The sequence below is a fragment of the Ruegeria sp. CK3 genome (assembly GCF_056536565.1).
This window is the reverse complement of sequence record NZ_JBQFPV010000003.1, coordinates 292,448-313,723: the sequence shown is the minus strand read 5'-3', so window position 1 is coordinate 313,723 and position 21,276 is coordinate 292,448. Positions and strand designations below refer to the sequence as shown.

Here is a 21,276-nt window from a genome sequence, read left to right as displayed (position 1 = left end):
TGAGTACCTGCAAACGCTGAAAAGACGGACGTGATCTAGTAACCGCGAGGTCTCAGACCTGCGGCTTGCGCGCGACGATCCAGACGGGATGATAGCTGAGAGAGACGCCGTTTTCGGTCTGAAACTGGCGCGTGTACTCTGCCTCGAACCGGGCGAGTGTGGACTTTGTCCAGACGCTCTGCGCACGCCCGTTGACGCCGGTCTTGCGCAAATGGCGCAGAACATGGCGCGGCGTGGGGAAGTACGAGGGCCGCAGCGCCTCGCCTGTCGCAAGCACCTCCATGTGCGCCCTAGCGGCGGCAGCCATTTGGTCAGGGTTGCACAAACCGGGGGCACGGGCCGAGGTGCCGATTTGGTTCAGTTCCCTATATTGTTGCGGCCCAAAGCCCGAAATCACCAACCAACCGCCAGGCGCCAGAGACCTCGCCGCTCGTTCCAAAAGCGCCTGCGGGTCTTCCATCCACTGGATCATCGACGCCGAGGCAAAAAGATCAGCATTCTCGGGCCAGAACACCCGCCGCGCATCCCCGCAGATAAACTGCGCGCCCATCTCATCCGCTGTTTGGCGGGCTTCGGTTGCGATATCATTCAGGGTGAGGCCTTCAAAACAGTGAGCCTGACACAGAAGTCGCGTGAAATGCCCAGTTCCGCAACCCAACTCAAATCCGCGTTCAAACTTGGTCGGGGCACCGTGTCGGCGCATCTCTTCCACCAGTTTCTGGGCCACCCAGGCCTGTTGGCAGGCCGTGTCGTGATAGCTTTGAAAGCTACGGCTGAAGCTACGCTGAACCCGGTCCGAGAGTTGCACTGTCATGCCAGCCACTCCGCCCAGCTTTGCCCCGCGCGGAACGGGACATGAGGACCTTCGACAGTTCGAATACTATCAGCATGCGAGGCCCATGCGGCCTGTTGTGCGTTAGTAGGAACGATACGGTCTCGGGTGGGAATCCAAATACGATCAAAACCCGGATCTTCAGCTGGGCCACGGTCGATCACCGCGCGCAACTCAGCCCGAGCCGACGGGATATCCAGTTCGGGAACCTCTCCGCTGACGCCCGCGCGACGACAGAATTTAGCAAAGCTGGCCAGAGACAATTGATCTGCAGTCGCTCGAATCATATCGGGCGCGATCCCATGCTCGGCACTTGCCGGGTTCAGCGTGCCGCTGACTGCAACCAAGCGATCTGGACGCATCCCCGTTTTGTTCAGCCAGTGCGCGGCCGAGGCGACGCCGAAAGAGAAAGCTAGCAGATTCAATCGGTCGAACCTCGCTAAGTCCGGCAGCGGGTCATTCAGCCGGGTATTACCCTCAACGAACAGCACATTTTCCCCACCTGTGAGGCCAGAAAACGGCGCAGGACCCAACGCCCATCCCCCGAACACGAGGATCAGATCGGGGTTATCCGAGCATGCCAGCCAGTGATACCTCATCCGGCACCTCCGGCGAGATCGAACATGGCAGCGGTGACGCGGCTCAACTCATCTGGCGAGATGATGTAGGGCGGCATGCAGTAAATATTGTGCCCAAACGGACGCAACCAGACGCCTGTTTTTGGGGCTAGGCCATGGGCCACGGCAGGGTCGACACGGTCCTTCATCTCGATCACGCCAATGGCACCCAGAACCCGCACATCCGCAACATCGGGCAACTCACGAGCCGGAGCGAGTTCGTCCTGCATCTGTTGCGCAATCCCCGTGACCTCAGCCCGCCAGTCGCGTTGGACCAATTGATCGAGGCTGGCAACACCGGCGGCGCAGGCCAGAGGGTTGGCCATATAGGTCGGGCCATGCATCAGCACCCCGGCCTCGCTTTCGCCGATGCCGTGCGCAACCGCCTCGGTCGCTATGGTGGCGGCCAGTGTAATGTGCCCACCTGTCAAGGCCTTGCCGAGGCACAGGATGTCCGGCACCACGTCTGCGTGATCCATGGCAAACAGCTCGCCACTGCGGCCAAAGCCCGTGGCGATTTCATCGAAAATCAGGAGAACATCATACGCGTCACACAGCGCCCGCGCACCCTTCAGCCAGTTCGGGTGGTAGAAATACATGCCACCCGCACCCTGCACGACAGGCTCCAGGATCAGCCCCGCGATCTTGTCACCCTTTTCGTCCAACAACTGCTCAAGTGCCATCAGCCCGTTTTCGGCGGAGTCCTCCGACCAGTCCTGATCGAACCGGATGGTCGGGCGCGGCAGAAAATGTTGGATGGACAGAGCGCCCTTGAACAGTCCGTGCATCCCGGTCACCGGGTCGCAAACGCTCATCGCTTTCCACGTATCGCCGTGATAGCCGCCCCGGATGGTGGCGAACTCTGATCGCGCGCCGCAGGCTTTGGCGATCTGGTACTGCACCGCCATTTTCAACGCGACTTCGATGGCGACCGAGCCGCTGTCACTGTAGAAGATGCGATCCAGACCGTCGGGTAGCATTCCGATCAGCCTGTGACCCAACTCAACTGCGGGCGCATGAGTCAGGCCTCCGAACATAACATGCGGCAGTTGCGCCAGTTGGGCCTGCATCGCCTCGATAATGGCCGGGTGGCGATGGCCGTGAACGGTACACCACCAGGAGGACATGGCGTCGATCATCTGCCTGCCGTCCTCACGCGTCAGCCAGACGCCCTCGGAGCCGGTGATCAGATGCATCGGGCCGGGATCCAGCACATGGGTGTAGGGGTGCCACAGGTGGCGGGCGTCAAACTCGAGCGGGGTCATAGAGCCCTCCGGATCGCATCAAGGTCGATGGTCTGGAACGCATCCGACAGTTTTTCACGGGTCAGGTCCGAGAGGTAGGGCAAACGCCCCAGATGCCGGACCTTGCACATCTGCGCGATGGTTTGTTCGACCTCTGGCTCGGGGTCGCCGACAAAGGCAACGCCAACGACATCGCACCCCGCATTGCGCAACGCCATCAGGGACAGCGCCGTGTGGTTGATCGTACCAAGCGCGGTGCGCGCAACCAAAACCACGGGGGCTTTCCATTGCGCGAAGAGATCCAGATAGAACACCTGCCGGTTCAGAGGAACCATCACGCCCCCTGCCCCTTCGACAACCAGAGGGCCATCGACCTGCGGCAGTGCCAGTTGGGCAATGTCGATCTCGACCCCCATGTCCTCGGCGGACAGGTGCGGCGAGGCGGGCATGTTCAGTCGGAAGGCCTCGGGCAGAACCTCGGCGCCGGACAGATCGCGCACGATGTCTGTGTCGGTCGCATCTTCAAGCCCGGATTGCACCGGCTTCCAGTAGGTAGCTCCAAGGGCGGCGGTCAGACCGGCGGAGAATACAGTCTTGCCGACGCCGGTGTCGGTTCCGGTGATGATCAGCGCGCTCATGCGGCCTCCGATTGATATGCCGCCAAAACGTTAAACAGGGCCGAGATATCGGCGCTATCTACATTGCCGGTGATGGAAATCCGCAAGCGTGACGTCCCGCGCGGTACCGTTGGCGGGCGGATGCCCCTGACGTCGAACCCTTGCGTCTGCAAGCCCTGCGCCATCGTCATCGTGCGCGCATCATCGCCCAGAATGACCGGAATGATCTGGCTGTTGAGCGCAGCCTCAGCAATTCCAATTGCGCGCGCCGCATCATGGGCATGGCCAATTCGCTTCTGGGCGTCGTCGACCAGACCTGTCTGAGCAGCCAGCGCCTCAAGGGCCGTACGAACCAAAGCGGCATTCAAAGGCGACGGCGCGGTGGCAAAAATGAAGGGGCGTGCGCGGTTGATCAGCGTGTCGATCATGACCTTGGGGCCGCAGATCAACCCTCCGGCAACGCCCAGACCTTTGCCGCAGGTGTGCAGCGTCAACAGATGGCAGTCGAGGTCATGCGCCATCCCCCGTCCCTGAGGTCCGAACACGCCGGTCGCATGGGCTTCGTCGACGACCAGAACAGCTTCCTGCTCTCGCGCCAAACCCGCCAGATCGGAAAGAGGGGCCAGATCCCCTTCCATCGAATAGACGCTTTCGACTGCGATCCAAATTTGGCCCGCGCCGCCCTCGGTCCGCCACTGCTGCGCCTTTTCACGCGCGTCGCCGACATCATTGTGCCGAAACGACCGCAGATCGGCCCGGCAAGAGCGCATGCCCTCATGCGCGCTGGCGTGAACCAAAGCATCAAAGAGGACCAGATCCTCGGCCGCAGGTAGGGTTGCGAAAATCGCCTGATTGGCCTGAAACCCACCACCCATGAACAACGCCGCCTCGGCCCCAAAGAACGCGGCGGCTTCGGCCTCCAGCGCTTCATGCTCGGCGTGATTGCCGCGCAATAGCCTAGAGCCGCCAGAGCCAACCGGAACACCGCGCGACAAGGCCTCTTGCGCGGCCTCTTGCAGAAGCCGCGATCCGGCAAGGCCCAGATAGTCATTCGACGCGAAATCCAATCCCGACGCAGGCGTCAGGACCCGGCGGCGATGCCGGGCCTGCAAGGTGTCGAGCATGGATTCGAGCCGAGCAACAGCCTTCATTCAGCGGCTTCCTGGCCCGCCTGATCCCCGGCTTTCTCGGCTTGCAGACCAAGTTTGGCGAACAGGATCATATCGGTGTCCTCTTCGGGGTTTTGCGCCGTCAGCAGCGTTTCACCCACGAAGATCGAGTTCGCACCGGCGAAGAAACACATCGCCTGCATCTCGTCGCTCATCTCCCTGCGGCCAGCCGACAGGCGAACGTAAGAGGTTGGCATCAGGATACGCGCCGTCGCTATGATGCGCACAAAGTCGATCGGGTCGATCGGCTCGGCGTCGGCCAAAGGTGTGTCGGCCTGCGGCATCAGCATGTTGATCGGAACCGAATCCGGCGCGGGCTGCATGTTGGCCAGCGTCAGCAGCATGTCGATACGGTCGCCCGTATGCTCACCCATGCCCAGAATACCGCCGGAACACACCTTGATTCCAGCTTCTTGCACCCGGTTCATCGTGTCGATCCGGTCGGCGAAGGTTCGGGTTGTGATGACCTCGGAGTAGTAGCGCTCAGACGTGTCGATATTGTGGTTGTAGTAGTCAAGGCCTGCATCGCGCAGCTGCACGACCTGTGTGTCGTCCAGCATGCCCAACGTCATGCAGGTCTCCATTCCCATGGCCTTGACGCCTTCGACCATCGCGACCAAAGCTGCCATGTCCCGCGCCTTGGGCTCACGCCAGGCAGCGCCCATGCAGAACCGCGTCGCGCCACCATCCTTAGCCTTCTTCGCCTCGGCCAGAACACGCTGCACCTCGATTAGTTTGGAGGCAGGCAGGGTCGAGCCATTGCGGGCCGATTGAGAGCAATAAGCACAATCCTCGGCGCAGCCTCCGGTTTTGATCGACAGCAGTTTCGAGGTCTGGATTTTGTTCGGGTCGAAGTGCTCACGATGGACGGTTTGCGCTCGGAATAGCAGATCCATCAGCGGAAGATCATGAACAGCTTGCGCGGATTTCTTGGTCCAGCCGGAATGAGGGATGATCATTTTATCTATAAAACTCTCGGCAGCTTGCATTGCGTCGAGTTTATTATCTACAAAATGTCACGACGCAACCCGGCATGCATCACAAGTTCAATATGACGCATCAATTTGCTGATCGCTGACCGAAGCTCTATCCCAGAATACCCGGTAGCTGCAGCCCGTGTTCGCGGGCGCAGGCCCTGGCATCCTCGTACCCCGCATCTGCGTGGCGCCACACGCCTGAGGCCGGGTCGTTCCACAAAACCCGCTCCAGCCGTTTGGCCGCTGCATCGGTACCATCGGCGCAAATGACCACGCCCGCATGTTGGCTAAAGCCCATGCCGACCCCACCGCCATGATGCAAAGACACCCATGTGGCGCCCGAGGCCGTGTTCACCAGCGCATTCAGCAACGGCCAGTCCGAAACAGCGTCCGAGCCGTCCTTCATCGCTTCGGTCTCGCGGTTGGGTGAGGCGACGGACCCGCTGTCCAGGTGATCTCGGCCAATAACAACCGGGGCCTTCAGCTCTCCGGTGCGGACCATTTCGTTGAAGGCCAGCCCCGCTTTGTGACGATCCCCAAGACCGATCCAGCAGATCCGTGCGGGCAGGCCTTGGAAGGCGATACGCTCCTTCGCCATGTCGAGCCAATTGTGCAGATGGGTGTTCTCGGGGAACAGCTCTTTCATTTTGGCATCGGTTTTGTAGATATCCTCGGGGTCGCCAGACAAGGCGCACCAGCGGAACGGGCCGACCCCGCGGCAAAACAGCGGGCGAATATAGGCGGGCACGAAACCGGGGAAGGCAAAGGCGTTCTCGAGCCCTTCATCCTGCGCCACTTGGCGAATGTTGTTGCCGTAGTCCAGCGTTGGCACGCCCGCGTTCCAGAAATCGACCATCGCAGCGACATGTTGGCTCATCGACGCGCGCGCAGCTTTCTCAACCGCTTTGGGATCGCTTTCGCGCTTGTCTTTCCACTGCGCCATGGTCCAGCCCAGCGGCAGGTAGCCGTTGACCGGGTCATGGGCGCTGGTCTGGTCGGTGACAATATCGGGGCGCATGCCGCCGGCTTGCATCCGGGCGTAAATCTCGGGGAAGATTTCGGCTGCATTGCCCAGCAGGCCGACCGATTTCGCCTCGCCCGCCTTGGTCCAGCGATCGATCATGGCAAGCGCTTCGTCCAGCGTTTCGGCCTTTTCGTCCAGATATTTGGTGCGCAGACGGAAGTCGATGCTGTCCGGGTTGCACTCGACCGCCAGACAGCAGGCCCCGGCGAAAACCGCCGCCAAAGGCTGCGCGCCACCCATGCCGCCCAAACCGCCGGTCAGAATCCACTTTCCGGTCAGGTCGCCGCCATAGTGCTGACGTCCGGCCTCGGCAAAGGTCTCATAGGTGCCCTGCACGATGCCCTGCGTCCCGATATAGATCCACGAGCCAGCGGTCATCTGGCCGTACATCATCAGGCCCTTCTTATCGAGCTCGTTGAAGTGATCCCAATTGGCCCAATGCGGCACGAGGTTCGAGTTCGCGATCAACACCCTAGGCGCATCCGTATGCGTCCGCACAATGGCGACCGGTTTGCCGGACTGCACAACCAGTGTCTCGTCTTCTTCCAGATCCTTGAGGCTGGCCACGATCGTATCAAAGTCGTTCCACGTCCGTGCCGCGCGCCCGATGCCGCCATACACAACCAGCTCATGCGGGTTCTCGGCCACGTCCGGATGCAAGTTGTTCATCAGCATCCGCAGCGGCGCTTCGGTCATCCAGCTTTTGGCGTTCAACTCTGGCCCGGTGGGTGGATAGATATCACGGGTGTTCTTGCGAGGGTCGGTCATGATGCAAGCTCCAATGCTGTGTCTTGGACGGCGTCCAGAATGTCGAATAGCCAGCGGCGCAAACGGCCGGCTTTGCGGTCGTCATAGGACCATGGCGGGCGCTCGGTCGTCAGGTAGGTAGATTGCGCCAGCTCCATCTGAATGGCGTGCAAACCCTCGGCCGGGCAGCCATAGTGGCGCGTCGTCCAGCCGCCTTTAAACCGTCCGTTTATAGCGGTGCTGTAGGGTGATGAGGCTGCGAACTCATGGGCCGCCGCCTCGATCTGTGGCGCGCAGGTTGTGCCGTTGTTCGTGCCCAAATTCAATTCCGGCAAAACCCCGTCAAACAGGAACGGAATGGTGCCGCGGATCGAGTGACAGTCATACAGAACAGCAATGCCATGGATCGCCCTAACCCGATCCAATTCGACCTTGAGCGCAGCATGGTAAGGCGCGTGAAACGCGGCGAGGCGATCTGCGATGTCTTTGTCGGATGGCGGCTGATCCCAGATGCCATTCCCATCGAAATCGGTCAGCGGAACCAGTGTAGTCGTGTTCTGACCGGGATAGAGCGACAAGCCCGACGGATCGCGATTGGCATCAATCACATAGCGGTGGAAGGTCGCTCGGACCGTCGTCGCCCCGGTCAGCAACCCGTCGTAGAGCGTGTGGACATGCCAATCCGTATCCGTCAGCGCCCTGCCCCGCGCGTTCAGCCTGGCCTGAACCTCGGGCGACACATAGGTACCGGTATGGGGCAGGCCCAGAACGATGGGACTATCGCCTCGGGTGACCTCAACCGGGTCCATCACGCGCCCAACTCCGGCATGGCAACGCCAGTGTTACAGGCGATTTCACCCCTGGAAATCAGTGTCGAGGCTGCCTCGATATCCGGCGCGGTATAGCGGTCGTCCCCCAAAGGCGGCACCACAGCGCGCAACCGGGCCATCACGCCCTGCAAAGTTTCACTGGTTGGCAATGGCGCGCGGAACTCGATCCCTTGCGTGGCGCAGAGCAGTTCCACCCCCAGAATACGCTCCAGATTGGTGACCATCTGCCCCAAACGTCGCGCGCCATGGGCTGCCATTGAAACATGGTCCTCCTGATTGGCTGAGGTCGGCGTAGAATCCGTCACGCAGGGGTTGGCGAGATGTTTGTTTTCGCTCATCAAAGCCGCCGTCGTGACCTCGGCAATCATCAGGCCCGAGTTCAGCCCCGGATTAGGCGTCAGGAACGGCGGCAGATCAAAGCTGAGGACGGGGTCCACGATCAGCGCGATGCGGCGTTGGGCGATGGCTCCGATCTCGGCCACAGCCAGCGCGATCATATCGGCGGCGAAACCAACCGGTTCGGCATGAAAGTTACCGCCCGAGACAATCAGCCCGGCCTCTGACAGGACCAGAGGGTTGTCGGTGGCGGCGTTCGCCTCAAGCTCAAGCGTTGTGGCGGCCTGTCGGATCACGTCCATTGCCGCACCGACGACCTGCGGCTGGCAGCGGATACAATACGGGTCCTGCACGCGCGTATCGCCTTCGCGGTGACTTTCGCGGATCACCGATCCAGCCAGCAGGGCACGCATCGTGGCTGCGGCCTCAATCTGGCCGCGATGGCCACGCAGGCTGTGTATTTCAGGCTGCAACGGCGCGGTGGATCCCATGATTGCGTCCGTGGTCAGAGCCGATGTGACCAGCGCGCTCTGCGCCGCTTGCCACGCCCCAAACAGGCCCGCCAAAGCAAAAGCGGTCGAAAACTGGGTGCCGTTGATCAGCGCGAGGCCTTCTTTCGGGCCAAGCTCCACCGGCGTCAGGCCAGCCGCCGTTAGCGCCTCGGCCCCCGGCACGACCTTGCCACCATATTCGGCCTCGCCTGCGCCCATCATGACAGCGGCCATATGCGACAGCGGCGCCAGATCACCAGAGGCCCCGACCGAGCCCTGCGCTGGGATCACAGGCGTGACGCCCTTGGCCAGCATAGCCTCGAGAAGCGTGATCAACTCCAGCCGCACGCCCGAGGCTCCGCGCCCGAGGCTGAGCAGTTTCAGGACCATCATCAACCGCGCATGCGCCCGCGGGATCGCAGGGCCGACGCCGCAGCAATGTGACAAGATCAGATTGCGTTGCAGGGTCGCGGTATCCTCGGCCGCGATCTTGACGCTGGCAAGTTTGCCGAAGCCCGTGTTGACGCCGTAGACCGCCGCGTCGCCCGCAGCGGCATCCGCGATGCGCGCGTGGGCCGCCTGAATGCCGGGATGGCAGGCCGGGTCCAGCTGCACGGCGCATTCGTCTCGGAACACCTGCTCCAACTGCGCCAGAGAAACAGCGCCGGGCGTAAGGGTCAGGGTGGTCAAACTGCGCCTCCGAAAATGCGAGTGTGTAGCGAATTGAAGCCGATGCGATAAGATAGCTCGGCCGGGTGAGTGACGTTCCAGATCGCCAGATCAGCGCGCATGCCGGGTGCAATCTGGCCGCAACCCTGCAAACCCAGCGCGCGGGCCGCGTTGAGGGTCACGCCTTTCAGCGCCTCTTCGGGCGTCATGCGGAACAGGGTGCAGCCCATGTTCATCGCCAAAAGCAGAGAGGTCATTGGGGCCGAACCCGGATTACAATCCGTCGCCAAAGCCATCGGGACATTGTGCTTGCGCAGCAGATCAATGGGCGGAGATTGCGTTTCGCGCAGGGTATAGAAAGCACCGGGCAGGATCACACCAACAGTGCCTGCACCAGCCATTGCCACCGCGCCCTCTTCATCGAGATACTCGATATGATCCGCAGACAGTGCGCCATAGCTGGCCGCCAGCTTTGCGCCGCCCAGGTTGGACAACTGTTCGGCGTGGAGTTTGATTGGCAGGCCAAGCTCTCTCGCCACATCAAACAATGGCACGAGTTGGTCGGGCAGAAAGGCAATCCCTTCGCAGAAGGCATCAAGTGCATCAACCAGTCCCTCGGCATGGGCGGCGCGCAGGGTTGGAATGCAAATCTCACTTATGTATGCGTCCGGATTGTCCTTGTACTCCACCGGCACCGCGTGGGCGCCAAGAAAGCTGGTAACGACCCGCACCGGACGGTGGTCTTGCAAAGCCCGCGCGGCGCGCAGCATGGTCAATTCGGTCTCGCAATCCAAACCGTAGCCAGATTTCACTTCGATGACCGAGACACCTTCGGCCAGCATCGCATCCACGCGCGGCAGCGCCTGAGCGATCAGGTCATCCAAACTGGCATCGCGCGTGGCCGTTACCGTCGAGATGATTCCCCCTCCGGCGCGGGCGACCTCTTCATAGCTCGCCCCATTCAAGCGCATCTCGAACTCGACCGCGCGGTGGCCGCCGTGGATCACATGCGTGTGGCAGTCGATCAGAGCGGGTGTCACCAGACGGCCTGCACAGGACGTCTCAGACGACCCGGCAAAGGCTTCGGGCAATGCGGCCTGCGGCCCAACCCATGCGATTTTTTCGCCCTCGATCACAATTGCCGCTGACTCGATCACCCCATAAGGCGCGCCATTCTCCACCATGGTTGCGGCGCTCAAATCATTCAGGATGTGGGTTGTGGGCATTTGATTCTCGCAGTGGATGCAATTCTCTCTTTTCTAGTACATTCCAATATGCTTTATGTCTATCCATAAAATGGAGAGCTACATGACCATCTTCGCGAAGCGCGCATTGTTACCAACAGGTTGGGCAAAAAATGTCAGGCTGGACCTGAAAGGCGGGCACGTTGCCGCTGTGACAGTTGGCGCTAAAGCGCAGGACGCAGATGTCACGGTCGACACCCTGTTGCCTGCGCTGGCCAACCTTCACAGCCATGCCTTTCAGCGGGCCATGGCAGGAATGACCGAATACCGACGCGCCGGGCGCGACAGCTTCTGGACCTGGCGCGATGTGATGTATCGATTTACTGCACAACTGACGCCCGATCAGATTCAGGCCATCGCCGCACTGGTCTATATGGAGATGCAGGAGGCCGGGTTCGCCTCCGTCGGAGAATTCCACTATCTGCACCATCAACCCGGCGGCGCACCCTATGAGCGGTTGGCCGAGCTCTCTGACCGCATCATGGCTGCCGCTGTCGAAACGGGCATCGGCCTGACGCATCTGCCCGTCCTCTACTCCTATGCCGGTGTCGGAGAAGTGCCTTTGGAACTCGGGCAACAGCGGTTCGACAACGACGTGACCCGTTTCCTGCGCTTGGTGGACGAGGCGAAAGCGGCCAGCGCTTCACTTCCCGAGGATGTCCGGGTGGGTATTGCCCCGCATTCCCTGCGCGCGACCTCACCCGCCGATCTGAAAGAAGTGCTGAACCATAAAACCGGTTTGGTTCATATCCACATAGCCGAGCAGCCCAAGGAGGTTACGCAGGTGCAGACTGGCCTGGGCGCGCGCCCGGTCGAATGGCTGCTGGGTAATGCCCCTGTCGACAGGCAGTGGTGCTTGATCCACGCCACACACATGACCGATGAAGAGACACGCGCCTTGGCGGCCTCCGGCGCTGTCGCTGGCCTCTGCCCAATCACAGAAGCCAATCTGGGCGACGGCCCGTTCAATGGCTCTGTTTACCTGGCTGCAGGCGGCACGTTCGGTGTGGGATCGGATTCCAATGTCCGGATTTCACTGACCGAGGAGCTTCGGACGCTGGAGTACTCCCAACGCCTGCGTGACCTGTCGCGCAATGTGATGGTAGTCGGCGAAGGGTCCGTCGGACAAACCCTCTATTGCGGCGCCGCGACGGGTGGAGCGCAAGCGCTAGGCCGCAACGCGGGGCAGATCGCAGAGGGCGCCTTGGCCGACCTCGTTGCCATCGACAGCAGCGACCCGGCGCTCTGTGCGTTGCGACCTGAACAGTTGCTGGACGGGCTTGTGTTTGCCGCACAGGACAGGGTTGTGACCGACCTCTGGTCCGCCGGGCGGCATAGGGTCAAGGAGGGGCGCCACGTGGCACGCGACCAGATCGTGACGCGATACAGAAAAGCCATAGCCGAGATACTGCCTCACTTGTAGCGTTCGGCATTCTCTTTACGCGAAGGTCGCCTGCGATACATATTATGAATAAGTTTATTGAGGAAACGGGATCAGATCGTGACGGAACAGAAGAACATCGGTTTTCAGGATATCCGTGACGAGGTGATCAACCGTATCCAAAGCCGCATCTGGCCCCAAGGCAGTTTGCTACCGACCGAACTGGAACTCGCCGCCGAGTTCGGCTGCGCCCGTGCTACCGTGAACCGCGCTCTACGAGAGCTGGCTGAACAGGGCATCATCACTCGTAAGCGAAAAGGCGGGACCCGAGTTGTCACGACCCCGGTCAAACAGGCCAAACTGCCGATCACCGTTGTCCGCCAGACGATCGAGGATATGAATGCCGAGTACCGCTATGCGCTTGTCAGCCGTACGCAGATCGATTGCCCAGCGTGGCTACAGGCCAAGCTGAGCCTGCAGGAAGGTGCACAAATCCTGCATCTTCAATGCATGCATCACGCCGACAACCGCCCTTTTCAGTTTGAAGAGCGCTGGATCAGCGTCGATGCCGTACCTCACGTGGTGAATGAGAGCTTTCTGACCACCGGCCCCAATGAATGGCTGCTGTCCGAGGTTCCCTTTTCCAACGCTGAGATCGCCTTCTCGGCGGTTCCGGCCACCGGGCAGTTGCAGGACTTTCTGTCAGTGCCACCGGGCACACCGTTGTTCCAACTGGAACGCACGACATGGTTCCAAAGCAAACCGGTCACATTCGTCAGAATGACCTTCCATCAAGGTTATCAGATGCGGACCACCTACTAACCCCTTTGCCGAAAACGCTCAGACCGTCGCTGGCTGTTTCGGCGGATCAACTTCCTCGGGTCGATAGGTCGGGATCACTCCGATCGGGGGTTTTTCGCGGATGTATTCTCCGATGCGCGCCAGCATCGGTTTGCGCGGGCAATTTGGCCGCGTCGCCGCCCCGAGATCGCGCAGATGGCCTGGCCCTTCGAACGGAATAAAGCAAAGCGGCCAGTTATCCCGCTTGAACTGCTCGGCCGCCAGGGCGGAGACAATCGTGCAATCGTCTGAGTGGCAGATATGACGGCAGATTGTCTCGAACCGCAAAGCGGTCAGATCAAAGCGCTTACTGATACGGCTGGAGGGATCCTGCTTGGGCAACCGATCTTCCAGCGCATAGCCGAAACTGTGGGGCAGCCGGATGAAATCATGCACCGGCACCTCATCGGAAGAAATCGAAGGCAGAGTATGCAGCGGATGCCCCTCGCGCAGTGCCAGAAACAGAGGCTCGGACCAGATCGAGGTGAAATCCAGCGCGTCGCTGTTGTTGATCTTGGCCACCAGCGCCAGATCCAGCGCGTGATCTTCGACCATCTTCAACATCTTTTGCGGCAGGTCCTCGATCATCGTCACCCGCATGCGCGGGAACAGAGTGCTGAACAGCTCCGAGAAGTACTGCGTCAAATAAGGGGCCAACGTGGGCGTCATGCCGATGGTAAAAGGCACTGCCTCGGGGTCGCGGAACTCGGTCGCTGTGTCGCGGATCTTTTGTGCGTCATTCAGCATCCTTGTTGCAATGCCGACAATCCGCGCGCCGCAGGCCGTCGGGCGGACCTCATTGTTCAGTCGCAGGAACAGCTCGACCCCCAACTCCTGTTCGAGTTTCTTGATCTGGTTGGACATCGCCGGCTGGGACACGTTGCAGGCTGATGCGGCCTGACTGAACTGGCCGTGCTTGGCGATGGCAATGACGTATTCCAAGTCTCTCAGGTTCATGACGGGGCAATTCAAACAAATATATAGGTCAAGGTACCTGTGAGACTACGCGCTGCCCCCTTGTTTCAGAAGCCCGGACAGCGATTTGAGGGGAATTTGACCCGCACATCCCGTCACAAATAGGTGAAACGTCGTCATCAAATAAGTGAGCGACCCGCGTTTTCCCATCGCATCGCCGTTAAAATCAAGGCTGCGGCCCGTCAAGACTTCACGAAATCCGTGAGTATTTGCGTTGGTTATACCCCCGATTTGGAGCATGAATTTCCGCCGACTATGTGCGGGGCCTACTGATTTGATGCGTCGGTTGCCCGATCGAACGGGCCACCTGCACCACGCAACAAACCAGACGGAGTGACCAATGCTGTCCCAATTCGTAGAAAGCCTGCGCGCCCGTCTCTTGACCACGTCAACACTGGCGCAAGAGACCACACGTGACGGCCAAACCCTTTTCAACAACTTCTTCCAGAACACGATCGTGGATGACACGCCCGCCTTTGTTCTGGCCAACGACTTTTCGCGCCTGCTGAACTTTAGCGAGATTATCACCAACAACGCCGTCGCCGCCGTTCAGGCGCAGGGTGAGGATGTTGACGTGTTCAATTTCCGCTCGGGTTTGATCGAGGCGAATAGCGGCCCCGATGCGCTGGCCACCGGCGTTCAGGTCACCGGCAGCGCCGCTGTGCGCAACTTTGGTGAGATCACGGGCGACTTTAACGGTGTTCAGTTTGCAGGCCCCGACAGCTCGGGCAGCCTGGATAATTTCCGTGGCGGCGTGATCTCCTCCGACAGCCGTGCCGTGGATATTCAGGGCCAGGGCATTGATGTGCGCAACTTCGGCGACATCCTTGGCACCGGATATCAGCGCAACGGCACGATCTACACCAACAGCACCGCCGAGGATATCTCGATCTCGAACTTCACGGGCGGAACCGTGGATGCTGGCGAAGGCAATCAGGGCGCCGGGATCTCACTTCAGGTCGGGGATGAGGTCGGCGACCGAGTGGAAACCGATATCTTCAACGGCTTTGGCGGCACCATTCAGGGCCGTGGTCAGGCGGCATCGAACACCGGTCTGGCAGGTGACGGTATCCGCATCAACAACGGTGCCGAGGGCACGATCCTCGAGACCGAGATCCTCAACAGTGGGCTGATCACATCGGAAAGCACGCAAGGCACCGCAGCCGGTATCCGCATCGCGGATGGCGCAAGCGCCGAGGGCGAGATCCTGAACACCTCGACCGGGGTGATCGAGGGTGCTGCAAACGGCCTCTATATCGGTCAGGGCACGCATGATCTGGATGTTCTGAACTTCGGCACGATCCAATCCGACAGTCGCGCGGTGAACATCGACGGCACGGGTGTGAACCTTGTGAACGGTGGCGATATCCTTGGCACGGACAGCCAGCGCAACGGCACCGTCTATGCCGACGGCTCCGCTGATGATTTCGCAATCAACAACCTGGTCACCGGTACGATAGACGCCGGCGAAGTTAATGAAGGGTCGGGCTTTGGCGTTGAAATCGGCGGAACTGCGGATGGCGCATCCTCGTTCACGCTGGACAATGCGGGCACCATTCAGGGCCGCGGCAACGCAGCGGCTGGCTCCAACGCGGCTGGCGACGGTATCCGGGTCGGCAATGTGGGCAACATCGGCGTCACCGATGCGGTCATCAACAACTCGGGCACCATCGACTCCGAGGGCGCAAATGGCACCATCGCGGGTGTCCGTTTCGTCAACGGTGTGTCGTTCCAGGGTGAGTTCAACAACTCGGGCCAGATTTCGGGCGTTCAAAACGGTGTCTATTTCGGCAACCCGGTCGCCGGTGAAGGCGCGGATCACACCGGTGGTGTGTTCAACAACCTCGAAACCGGGGTGATCTCGTCCGACAGCCGCGCGTTCAATATCGACGGCATCGGCCTGGAAGTGAACAACGCAGGTGAGATCGTCGGCACCGACAGCCAGCGCAACGGCACGGTCTACGCCGATGGCACGGCGCAGGACTTTACCTTCAACAACCAGGAAACCGGCCTCGTCGATGCGGGTGAAGGCAATGAAGGCTCGGGCTTTGGCGCCGAGATCGCAGGTGAGAATGCGTTCACGCTGAACAATGACGGCCTGATCCAGGGTCGCGGCAACGCAGCGGCGGGCACCAATGCCGCAGGCGACGGTATCCGCATCGGCAATGTCGGCAACGCTGGCACGTTCACCGGCTCCATCACCAACGCGGGCACCGTCCTGTCCGAAGGTGCAAACGGAACCGTAGGTGCGTTCCGCGCGGTGAACAACGTCAACTTCCAAGGCCAGTTGGTCAACGAAGAAGGCGGCGTATTCGCAGGTGTGCAAAACGGCGTCTACTTCGGAACTGGCGATCACACCGGCGGCTCGTTTGTGAACCGTGGAACAGTCACGTCGAACAGCCGTGCGGTGAACATCGATGGCGAAGGGCTTGAGGTCGTCAACGAAGGCGAAATCCTGGGCACCGGCGATCAGCGCAATGGCACCGTCTATGCCGATGGCACTGCCGACAACTACACCTTCAACAACACCGGTCTGGTTGATGCGGGTCTGGGCAACAACGGCTCGGCCGTGTCGCTGCAAACCGGCAATGTTGAAGGCGATATCGTGTCGGCAGCCATTCTGAACGAAGGCACCCTGCAAGGTCGCGGCGACGCGGTTGAGGGCAATCAGGTCGGCGATGGCCTGCGCCTGTTTACCAGCCAGTCCGAGGCCGGATTTGCCGGGGTGGTCGTCAATGAAGGCCTGATCGCAGGGTCCGAGACCTCGGACGCAGCCGCAGGTATCCGTGTTGACGGTGGCCTGAACCTTCTGGGGGCGATCCTGAACGAAGGTGAGATCCGCGGGACGGTCAATGCGATCGACGCCTCGGATGCGGGTGACGTGACCATCGTCAATGACGACGAAGGCGTGATCAACGGCAACGTCCTGCTGGGCGCTGGCGATGACATTTTTGTCGATCTGGGCACCACCAACGGCACCATCGACGGTGGCGCGGGCGACGACGTGCTGATCGCGGGCGATGCGGACAATGTTCTGACCGGTGGTCTGGGCAATGACTTCATCGACGGTGGTGAGGGTGTCGACACAGCCGATTTCTCGGATCTGGATGTCGCGGTCGAGGTGCGCCTGGGCGCCAATGGCAATGGCACGGCAACCCGCGATACAGGCTTCAATGTCTCGGTCAAGGACGCCGTGATCTCTGCCCCCGGTCAGTTCGGTGCGAACATCGCCAATGGTGCGGCTTTTGTGGAACAGGCGCTTCAGGGCAACCTGTACTACAACATACACACTTCGGACTTCCCCGGCGGCGAAATCCGCGGGCAGCTGCTGGTGGACAGTGTCGAGACCGAGCATGGCATTCGCACCGTCACCTTAAGCGGCGGTCTGGACGCGGCGCAGGAACCGGGGCCGACCTCGGACAGCGAAGCCACCGGCGAGGCGACTGTGGTCATTACGCAGAACCTGCACACGGGTGAGGTGACCTATTCCAGCGAGCTGAGCGTTGTGGGCCTGAATGAGGCCGACCTTAACACGCCGATCCCAGGTGTTGTCTCGGCTATCCATCTGCACAACGCTCCGGCTGGTGCAAATGGTCCGGTAGTACAGGACACGCTGGTAGATGCTGGCGCCACTCTCGACGTGAACGCCACAGGCGGCACCGGTGTCATCGGTCAGGACGTCATCGACAACCAGATCGAGGTCGATGTTCTGCAATTGATCGAGAATGTGATCGGGTCCGACGATGGAGACATCATCATCGGCAGCGATCTCGACAACAAGCTCAGCGGTGGTGACGGCGATGACCTGATCTCGGGCGAGGGTGGCAATGACATCCTGATCGGCGGCGCAGGTGCGGATACCTTCACCTTCGGCGCGAACTTCGGAGACGACGTGATCCAGGACTTCGAAGTTGGCCTCGACCAGCTGCAATTCGGCGATTTCGGCCCCGATTTCGGCGGTGCGGTGAATGTCGCACAGGATGGGAACGACGCCGTGATCTCGTTCGGCACCGAAGGCTCGGTCCGTCTGGCGGGCGTAAACACCACCGATCTGACCGAAGACGACTTCGTCGCTTAATCGAAAACGGACGGGGCGGTTTTGACCGCCCCGTTTGCCAAACCGGAAAAGGGCAAGACGATGTTTCAGAACTCCAACCCCGTTCAAACCGCATGGGCCTCGTTGCGCAAAGGGTTTGTTGCCGTCGCTTTCTTCAGCCTGTTTCTCAACCTGCTGATGCTGGCCGGGCCGCTCTACATGCTGCAGGTCTATGACCGGGTCCTGACCAGCCAGAATGTCGACACGCTGATCGCGCTGACCCTTTTGCTGGGCGGCGTCTTTGTCGTGATCGCCTGTCTCGACCTGATGCGGATGCGCATCCTGGGCCGCTTGGCCGCCCGGTTCGAAATGGCCGTCGGTGCGCCCGTTCTGGGGGCCGCCATGCGCCGCCGGGTTCAGGGCGAGGCACAGAGCGCCGAGAATCTGGTCGACGACGTCAACGGATTTCGCGAGTTCATCTCGGGCTCGACCCTGACCGCCTTTTTCGACGCGCCGTGGATTCCCATTTACCTGCTGGTCCTCTATGTCCTGCATCCTCTGCTGGGTCTGCTGGGACTTGCCGGAGCCGTCACCCTGACCGTCATGGCGCTGATCAACAACGCCCGCGCGCAGAAACCGATGCGAAACGCCGCCGAGGCCCGAGGGCGCTCGGACGCGCTGTTCAAGACCTCGGATCGCAATGCCGAACTGGTCCACGCGCTGGGCATGAAATCCGATCTGGTGCGCCGTTGGACCGCCCTGCAAACCGACGCGCACGCCCATAAAACACGGGCGGCTGACCGTATCGCTGGCTTTTCGGTCCTGTCCAAGACCATCCGTATGGGCCTGCAATCGGCCATTCTGGGCTTGGGCGCGGCCCTTGCCATTACCGGCGAATCCACCGCTGGTGTCATGATCGCCGCCACTATCGTGTTGGCGCGAGCGCTGGCGCCAATTGATCAGCTCATCGGCCAATGGCGAGGATTTTTGGCCGCGCGCGGATCGTATTCCAAAATCAAAGCACTGACCGAAGATTTCGCCGAAGAAACACCCAACCTGCACCTGCCCCGCGCCTTCAAGACGCTGGACGTGAAAATCGCTCAGGCCGGTCCGCCGCGCGCGATCAATGCCACCATTCGGGGGATCGACTTCGATCTGGCCGCGGGCGACGTTCTGGCCGTTATTGGCCATAGCGGCTCTGGCAAGACGACGCTAGGTAAGATGCTGGCCGGGATCTGGCACCCGCAACGGGGTGAGGTTCTGCTGGATGGCAGCCCGATGTCGAAATGGAACGCCGAGGATCTGGGCAAACAGATCGGCTACCTGCCGCAGGATGTTGAGCTGTTCGACGGTACGATCCGCGAAAACATCGCCCGTTTTTCTGTCGCCATCGACGACGCCGAGGTTTTTCGCGTCGCGCAGGAAGCTGGCATTCACGAAATGATCAGCGCCCTGCCCGAAGGCTATGAAACGCGCATCGGTCAGGGGTTCTTTCTGTCCGGCGGTCAGCGGCAGCGTCTGGCCCTGGCCCGCGCGCTTTATGGTGATCCGTTTGTGCTGGTGCTGGATGAGCCAAACTCGGATCTGGATGCCGAAGGGGAACAGGCCTTGCGCGATGCCATTCTGGCCACTCAGGCCCGTGGCTCTATCGCCATCGTCATGACCCACCGCCCCGCAACCTTGCAGGCCGCCAATAAGGTCATGGTTATGCGGAACGGGTCCCAAACCCAGTTTGGCGACAAGGATGACGTGCTGAAAGTCAATCGCCGGAATGTTCTGGACAGCTCGGGCAAGGGCACCCGCCCGACCCCTCAGCCCGTTCCCGAAACGCAAATCACAGGAGCAGCCCAATGACACAGATTGTCCCGCACAACGCCCCTCGCAATGCGCTGTCGCTTAATGAGGCAGAGTTCATCGACATCTCGGACACCTCCCCCCGGATCGAACGCTATGTCTGGGTTGGCGTCATCACCCTGATGGCCTTTGTCGGAGGCAGCGCCTACTGGGCCTTCGCTTCGAAACTGGACGGGGCGGTGGTTGCTCCTGCCTCCTTCGTGGTCGAAGGCGATCGCAAAACGGTCGAGCATCTGGACGGCGGCATCATCCGCGACATCCTTATTGCTGACGGAGATTTCGTTCAAAAAGGACAGCCCCTGATCCGGCTAGACAGCACCGATATCGATGTCGACCTAAACGTTCTGGGCAGCCAGATGGGCGAGCTTTCGGTGCGCCGAGCACGCCTTCTAGCACAGATGAGCGGTCAGGATTGGTTTGATGAGGCCTCGGCCTTGGTCGGTTTCCAGGCGGGCATGGAGCGGCTCCATTGGACCTCCGCCTATCTGACGCAGAAGCAGCTGTTTGACGCCGAAGCCCGCGCCCGCCAGACAGAAACCCGGATCAACGAACAGCGGATATCGGGCCTGAAGGATGAGGCCCAAGGGCTGGCCGAACAGCGCGTCAGAACCCAAAACCAGATCGAGATCACTCTGACCGAACTGACCAACCTGCAGACCCTGCTGGACAAAGGGCTGGTTGCGGTCACCCGCGTCAGCTCGCGCCAGATTGAACTGCAGCGGCTCTACGGTGTCGATGCCTCGTTGCGCACGCAGATTGCGCAGGCTGAAAATCAGGTCAGGGAATTGGAACTGACGCTGATCAGCCAGCAAAAGCTGCGGGCTGAGGTGATCGCGGAGGAACTGGCGGTGGTCGAAGCGCAGCTTGATCTCGTGCGCCCGAAATATGTAGGCACCGCCGAGCGCCGCAAGCGGATCGAGCTGTTGGCCCCGACCAGCGGGCGAGTGGTCAATCTGGCGGCTTCGACCACGGGCGGTGTCATTCGCCCGGGCGAACACATCATGGACATTGTCCCGGCGGATCAGGCGCTGATTGTCGAGGCGCGGGTCAAAACCGGTGATATCGACAAGCTGCGGATCGGCCAGTCTACCCGCATCCGCCTGTCGGCATTTGCACAGGCAGACGTCCCCGAGGCCAGCGGCAAGATCTTCGATATCTCGGCCGACGCTTTGGAAGATGAACGCACGGGCGAGCCCTACTACAAGGCGCGGGTCAAACTGGACCACCAGCAGCCCGAAGCGGTGGCAGCGCTGGAACTGGTGCCGGGCATGCCAGCTGATCTGTTCGTCAATACCGGCGAGAGGGCCGTTATCGCCTATCTGTCACAGCCCATCAGCGACCGGTTGGCTAAAACCTTTATCGAGTGAGTGGGTACTCAGGTAACGAGTAAAAT

The 21,276-nt window shown here is 60.8% G+C and carries 16 protein-coding genes; 5 read left to right on the top strand and 11 right to left on the bottom strand.

Annotation, left to right across the window (positions count from 1 at the left end):
* Nucleotides 1-52 precede the first annotated feature (52 nt).
* From ACR0C3_RS05680 to hutI, 10 genes are all read right to left on the bottom strand, one after another.
* On the bottom strand, nt 53-814 hold the full coding sequence (locus ACR0C3_RS05680) for a methyltransferase domain-containing protein (protein ID WP_480757606.1): 762 nt from the start codon (nt 812-814) through the stop codon (nt 53-55).
* The gene (locus tag ACR0C3_RS05675) at nt 811-1,431 is read right to left on the bottom strand and encodes a pimeloyl-ACP methyl esterase BioG family protein (RefSeq protein ID WP_480757605.1); all 621 of its coding nucleotides are present in this window, start codon (nt 1,429-1,431) and stop codon (nt 811-813) included. The genes ACR0C3_RS05680 and ACR0C3_RS05675 overlap by 4 nt, the downstream gene beginning before the upstream one ends.
* Nucleotides 1,428-2,714, bottom strand: coding sequence for an adenosylmethionine--8-amino-7-oxononanoate transaminase (gene bioA / locus ACR0C3_RS05670; RefSeq protein ID WP_480757603.1), 1,287 nt, complete (start codon nt 2,712-2,714; stop codon nt 1,428-1,430). The genes ACR0C3_RS05675 and bioA overlap by 4 nt, the downstream gene beginning before the upstream one ends.
* The gene (gene bioD / locus ACR0C3_RS05665; protein ID WP_480757602.1) at nt 2,711-3,331 is read right to left on the bottom strand and encodes a dethiobiotin synthase; all 621 of its coding nucleotides are present in this window, start codon (nt 3,329-3,331) and stop codon (nt 2,711-2,713) included. The genes bioA and bioD overlap by 4 nt, the downstream gene beginning before the upstream one ends.
* Complete coding sequence (locus ACR0C3_RS05660; protein WP_480757601.1) at nt 3,328-4,461, bottom strand: 8-amino-7-oxononanoate synthase; 1,134 nt, start codon at nt 4,459-4,461, stop codon at nt 3,328-3,330. The genes bioD and ACR0C3_RS05660 overlap by 4 nt, the downstream gene beginning before the upstream one ends.
* Nucleotides 4,458-5,438, bottom strand: a complete 981-nt coding sequence (gene bioB, locus ACR0C3_RS05655) for a biotin synthase BioB (RefSeq protein WP_480757599.1) — start codon at nt 5,436-5,438, stop codon at nt 4,458-4,460. The genes ACR0C3_RS05660 and bioB overlap by 4 nt, the downstream gene beginning before the upstream one ends.
* Before the next feature lie 127 nt (nt 5,439-5,565).
* Nucleotides 5,566-7,248: a urocanate hydratase gene (hutU, locus tag ACR0C3_RS05650; RefSeq protein ID WP_480757598.1), complete on the bottom strand. Its 1,683-nt coding sequence runs from the start codon at nt 7,246-7,248 to the stop codon at nt 5,566-5,568.
* Nucleotides 7,245-8,036: an N-formylglutamate deformylase gene (gene hutG, locus ACR0C3_RS05645; RefSeq protein WP_480757669.1), complete on the bottom strand. Its 792-nt coding sequence runs from the start codon at nt 8,034-8,036 to the stop codon at nt 7,245-7,247. Before hutG ends, hutU begins: the two co-directional genes overlap by 4 nt.
* A complete protein-coding gene (gene hutH / locus ACR0C3_RS05640) occupies nt 8,036-9,574 on the bottom strand; it encodes a histidine ammonia-lyase (RefSeq protein WP_480757597.1) in 1,539 nt (512 codons plus the stop codon). Before hutH ends, hutG begins: the two co-directional genes overlap by 1 nt.
* Nucleotides 9,571-10,779, bottom strand: coding sequence for an imidazolonepropionase (hutI, locus tag ACR0C3_RS05635; protein WP_480757595.1), 1,209 nt, complete (start codon nt 10,777-10,779; stop codon nt 9,571-9,573). Before hutI ends, hutH begins: the two co-directional genes overlap by 4 nt.
* Nucleotides 10,780-10,861: 82 nt before the next feature.
* Here hutI and ACR0C3_RS05630 point away from each other — a divergent pair, with 82 nt between their 5' ends.
* A complete protein-coding gene (locus tag ACR0C3_RS05630; RefSeq protein WP_480757593.1) occupies nt 10,862-12,220 on the top strand; it encodes a formimidoylglutamate deiminase in 1,359 nt (452 codons plus the stop codon).
* A gap of 78 nt (nt 12,221-12,298) precedes the next feature.
* A complete protein-coding gene (locus ACR0C3_RS05625) occupies nt 12,299-13,000 on the top strand; it encodes a GntR family transcriptional regulator (protein ID WP_170555019.1) in 702 nt (233 codons plus the stop codon).
* A gap of 18 nt (nt 13,001-13,018) precedes the next feature.
* Here the strand turns inward: ACR0C3_RS05625 and ACR0C3_RS05620 are convergent, their stop codons facing one another.
* Complete coding sequence (locus ACR0C3_RS05620) at nt 13,019-13,975, bottom strand: LysR family transcriptional regulator (RefSeq protein WP_480757592.1); 957 nt, start codon at nt 13,973-13,975, stop codon at nt 13,019-13,021.
* A 358-nt stretch (nt 13,976-14,333) separates the two neighbouring features.
* Between ACR0C3_RS05620 and ACR0C3_RS05615 the strand changes: the two genes are divergently transcribed.
* Genes ACR0C3_RS05615 through ACR0C3_RS05605 form a run of 3 tightly spaced genes read left to right on the top strand, consistent with a single transcriptional unit; the run spans nt 14,334 to nt 21,250 of the window.
* The gene (locus tag ACR0C3_RS05615; protein WP_480757590.1) at nt 14,334-18,071 is read left to right on the top strand and encodes a beta strand repeat-containing protein; all 3,738 of its coding nucleotides are present in this window, start codon (nt 14,334-14,336) and stop codon (nt 18,069-18,071) included.
* A gap of 60 nt (nt 18,072-18,131) precedes the next feature.
* Nucleotides 18,132-19,883, top strand: coding sequence for a type I secretion system permease/ATPase (locus tag ACR0C3_RS05610; protein ID WP_480757588.1), 1,752 nt, complete (start codon nt 18,132-18,134; stop codon nt 19,881-19,883).
* Nucleotides 19,880-21,250, top strand: coding sequence for an HlyD family type I secretion periplasmic adaptor subunit (locus ACR0C3_RS05605; RefSeq protein ID WP_480757587.1), 1,371 nt, complete (start codon nt 19,880-19,882; stop codon nt 21,248-21,250). Before ACR0C3_RS05610 ends, ACR0C3_RS05605 begins: the two co-directional genes overlap by 4 nt.
* Nucleotides 21,251-21,276 lie beyond the last annotated feature (26 nt).

Bases quoted from the DNA above. Each gene is read 5' to 3' on its own strand.
- bioA (WP_480757603.1), bottom strand. From the start codon at position 2,714: ATGACCCCGCTCGAGTTTGACGCCCGCCACCTGTGGCACCCCTACACC.
- ACR0C3_RS05630 (WP_480757593.1), top strand. From the start codon at position 10,862: ATGACCATCTTCGCGAAGCGCGCATTGTTACCAACAGGTTGGGCAAAA.
- ACR0C3_RS05680 (WP_480757606.1), bottom strand. From the start codon at position 814: ATGACAGTGCAACTCTCGGACCGGGTTCAGCGTAGCTTCAGCCGTAGC.
- ACR0C3_RS05610 (WP_480757588.1), top strand. From the start codon at position 18,132: ATGTTTCAGAACTCCAACCCCGTTCAAACCGCATGGGCCTCGTTGCGC.
- ACR0C3_RS05615 (WP_480757590.1), top strand. From the start codon at position 14,334: ATGCTGTCCCAATTCGTAGAAAGCCTGCGCGCCCGTCTCTTGACCACG.
- ACR0C3_RS05620 (WP_480757592.1), bottom strand. From the start codon at position 13,975: ATGAACCTGAGAGACTTGGAATACGTCATTGCCATCGCCAAGCACGGC.
- hutI (WP_480757595.1), bottom strand. From the start codon at position 10,779: ATGCCCACAACCCACATCCTGAATGATTTGAGCGCCGCAACCATGGTG.
- ACR0C3_RS05675 (WP_480757605.1), bottom strand. From the start codon at position 1,431: ATGAGGTATCACTGGCTGGCATGCTCGGATAACCCCGATCTGATCCTC.
- hutG (WP_480757669.1), bottom strand. From the start codon at position 8,036: ATGGACCCGGTTGAGGTCACCCGAGGCGATAGTCCCATCGTTCTGGGC.
- bioB (WP_480757599.1), bottom strand. From the start codon at position 5,438: ATGATCATCCCTCATTCCGGCTGGACCAAGAAATCCGCGCAAGCTGTT.
- ACR0C3_RS05605 (WP_480757587.1), top strand. From the start codon at position 19,880: ATGACACAGATTGTCCCGCACAACGCCCCTCGCAATGCGCTGTCGCTT.
- ACR0C3_RS05660 (WP_480757601.1), bottom strand. From the start codon at position 4,461: ATGAAGGCTGTTGCTCGGCTCGAATCCATGCTCGACACCTTGCAGGCC.
- bioD (WP_480757602.1), bottom strand. From the start codon at position 3,331: ATGAGCGCGCTGATCATCACCGGAACCGACACCGGCGTCGGCAAGACT.
- hutU (WP_480757598.1), bottom strand. From the start codon at position 7,248: ATGACCGACCCTCGCAAGAACACCCGTGATATCTATCCACCCACCGGG.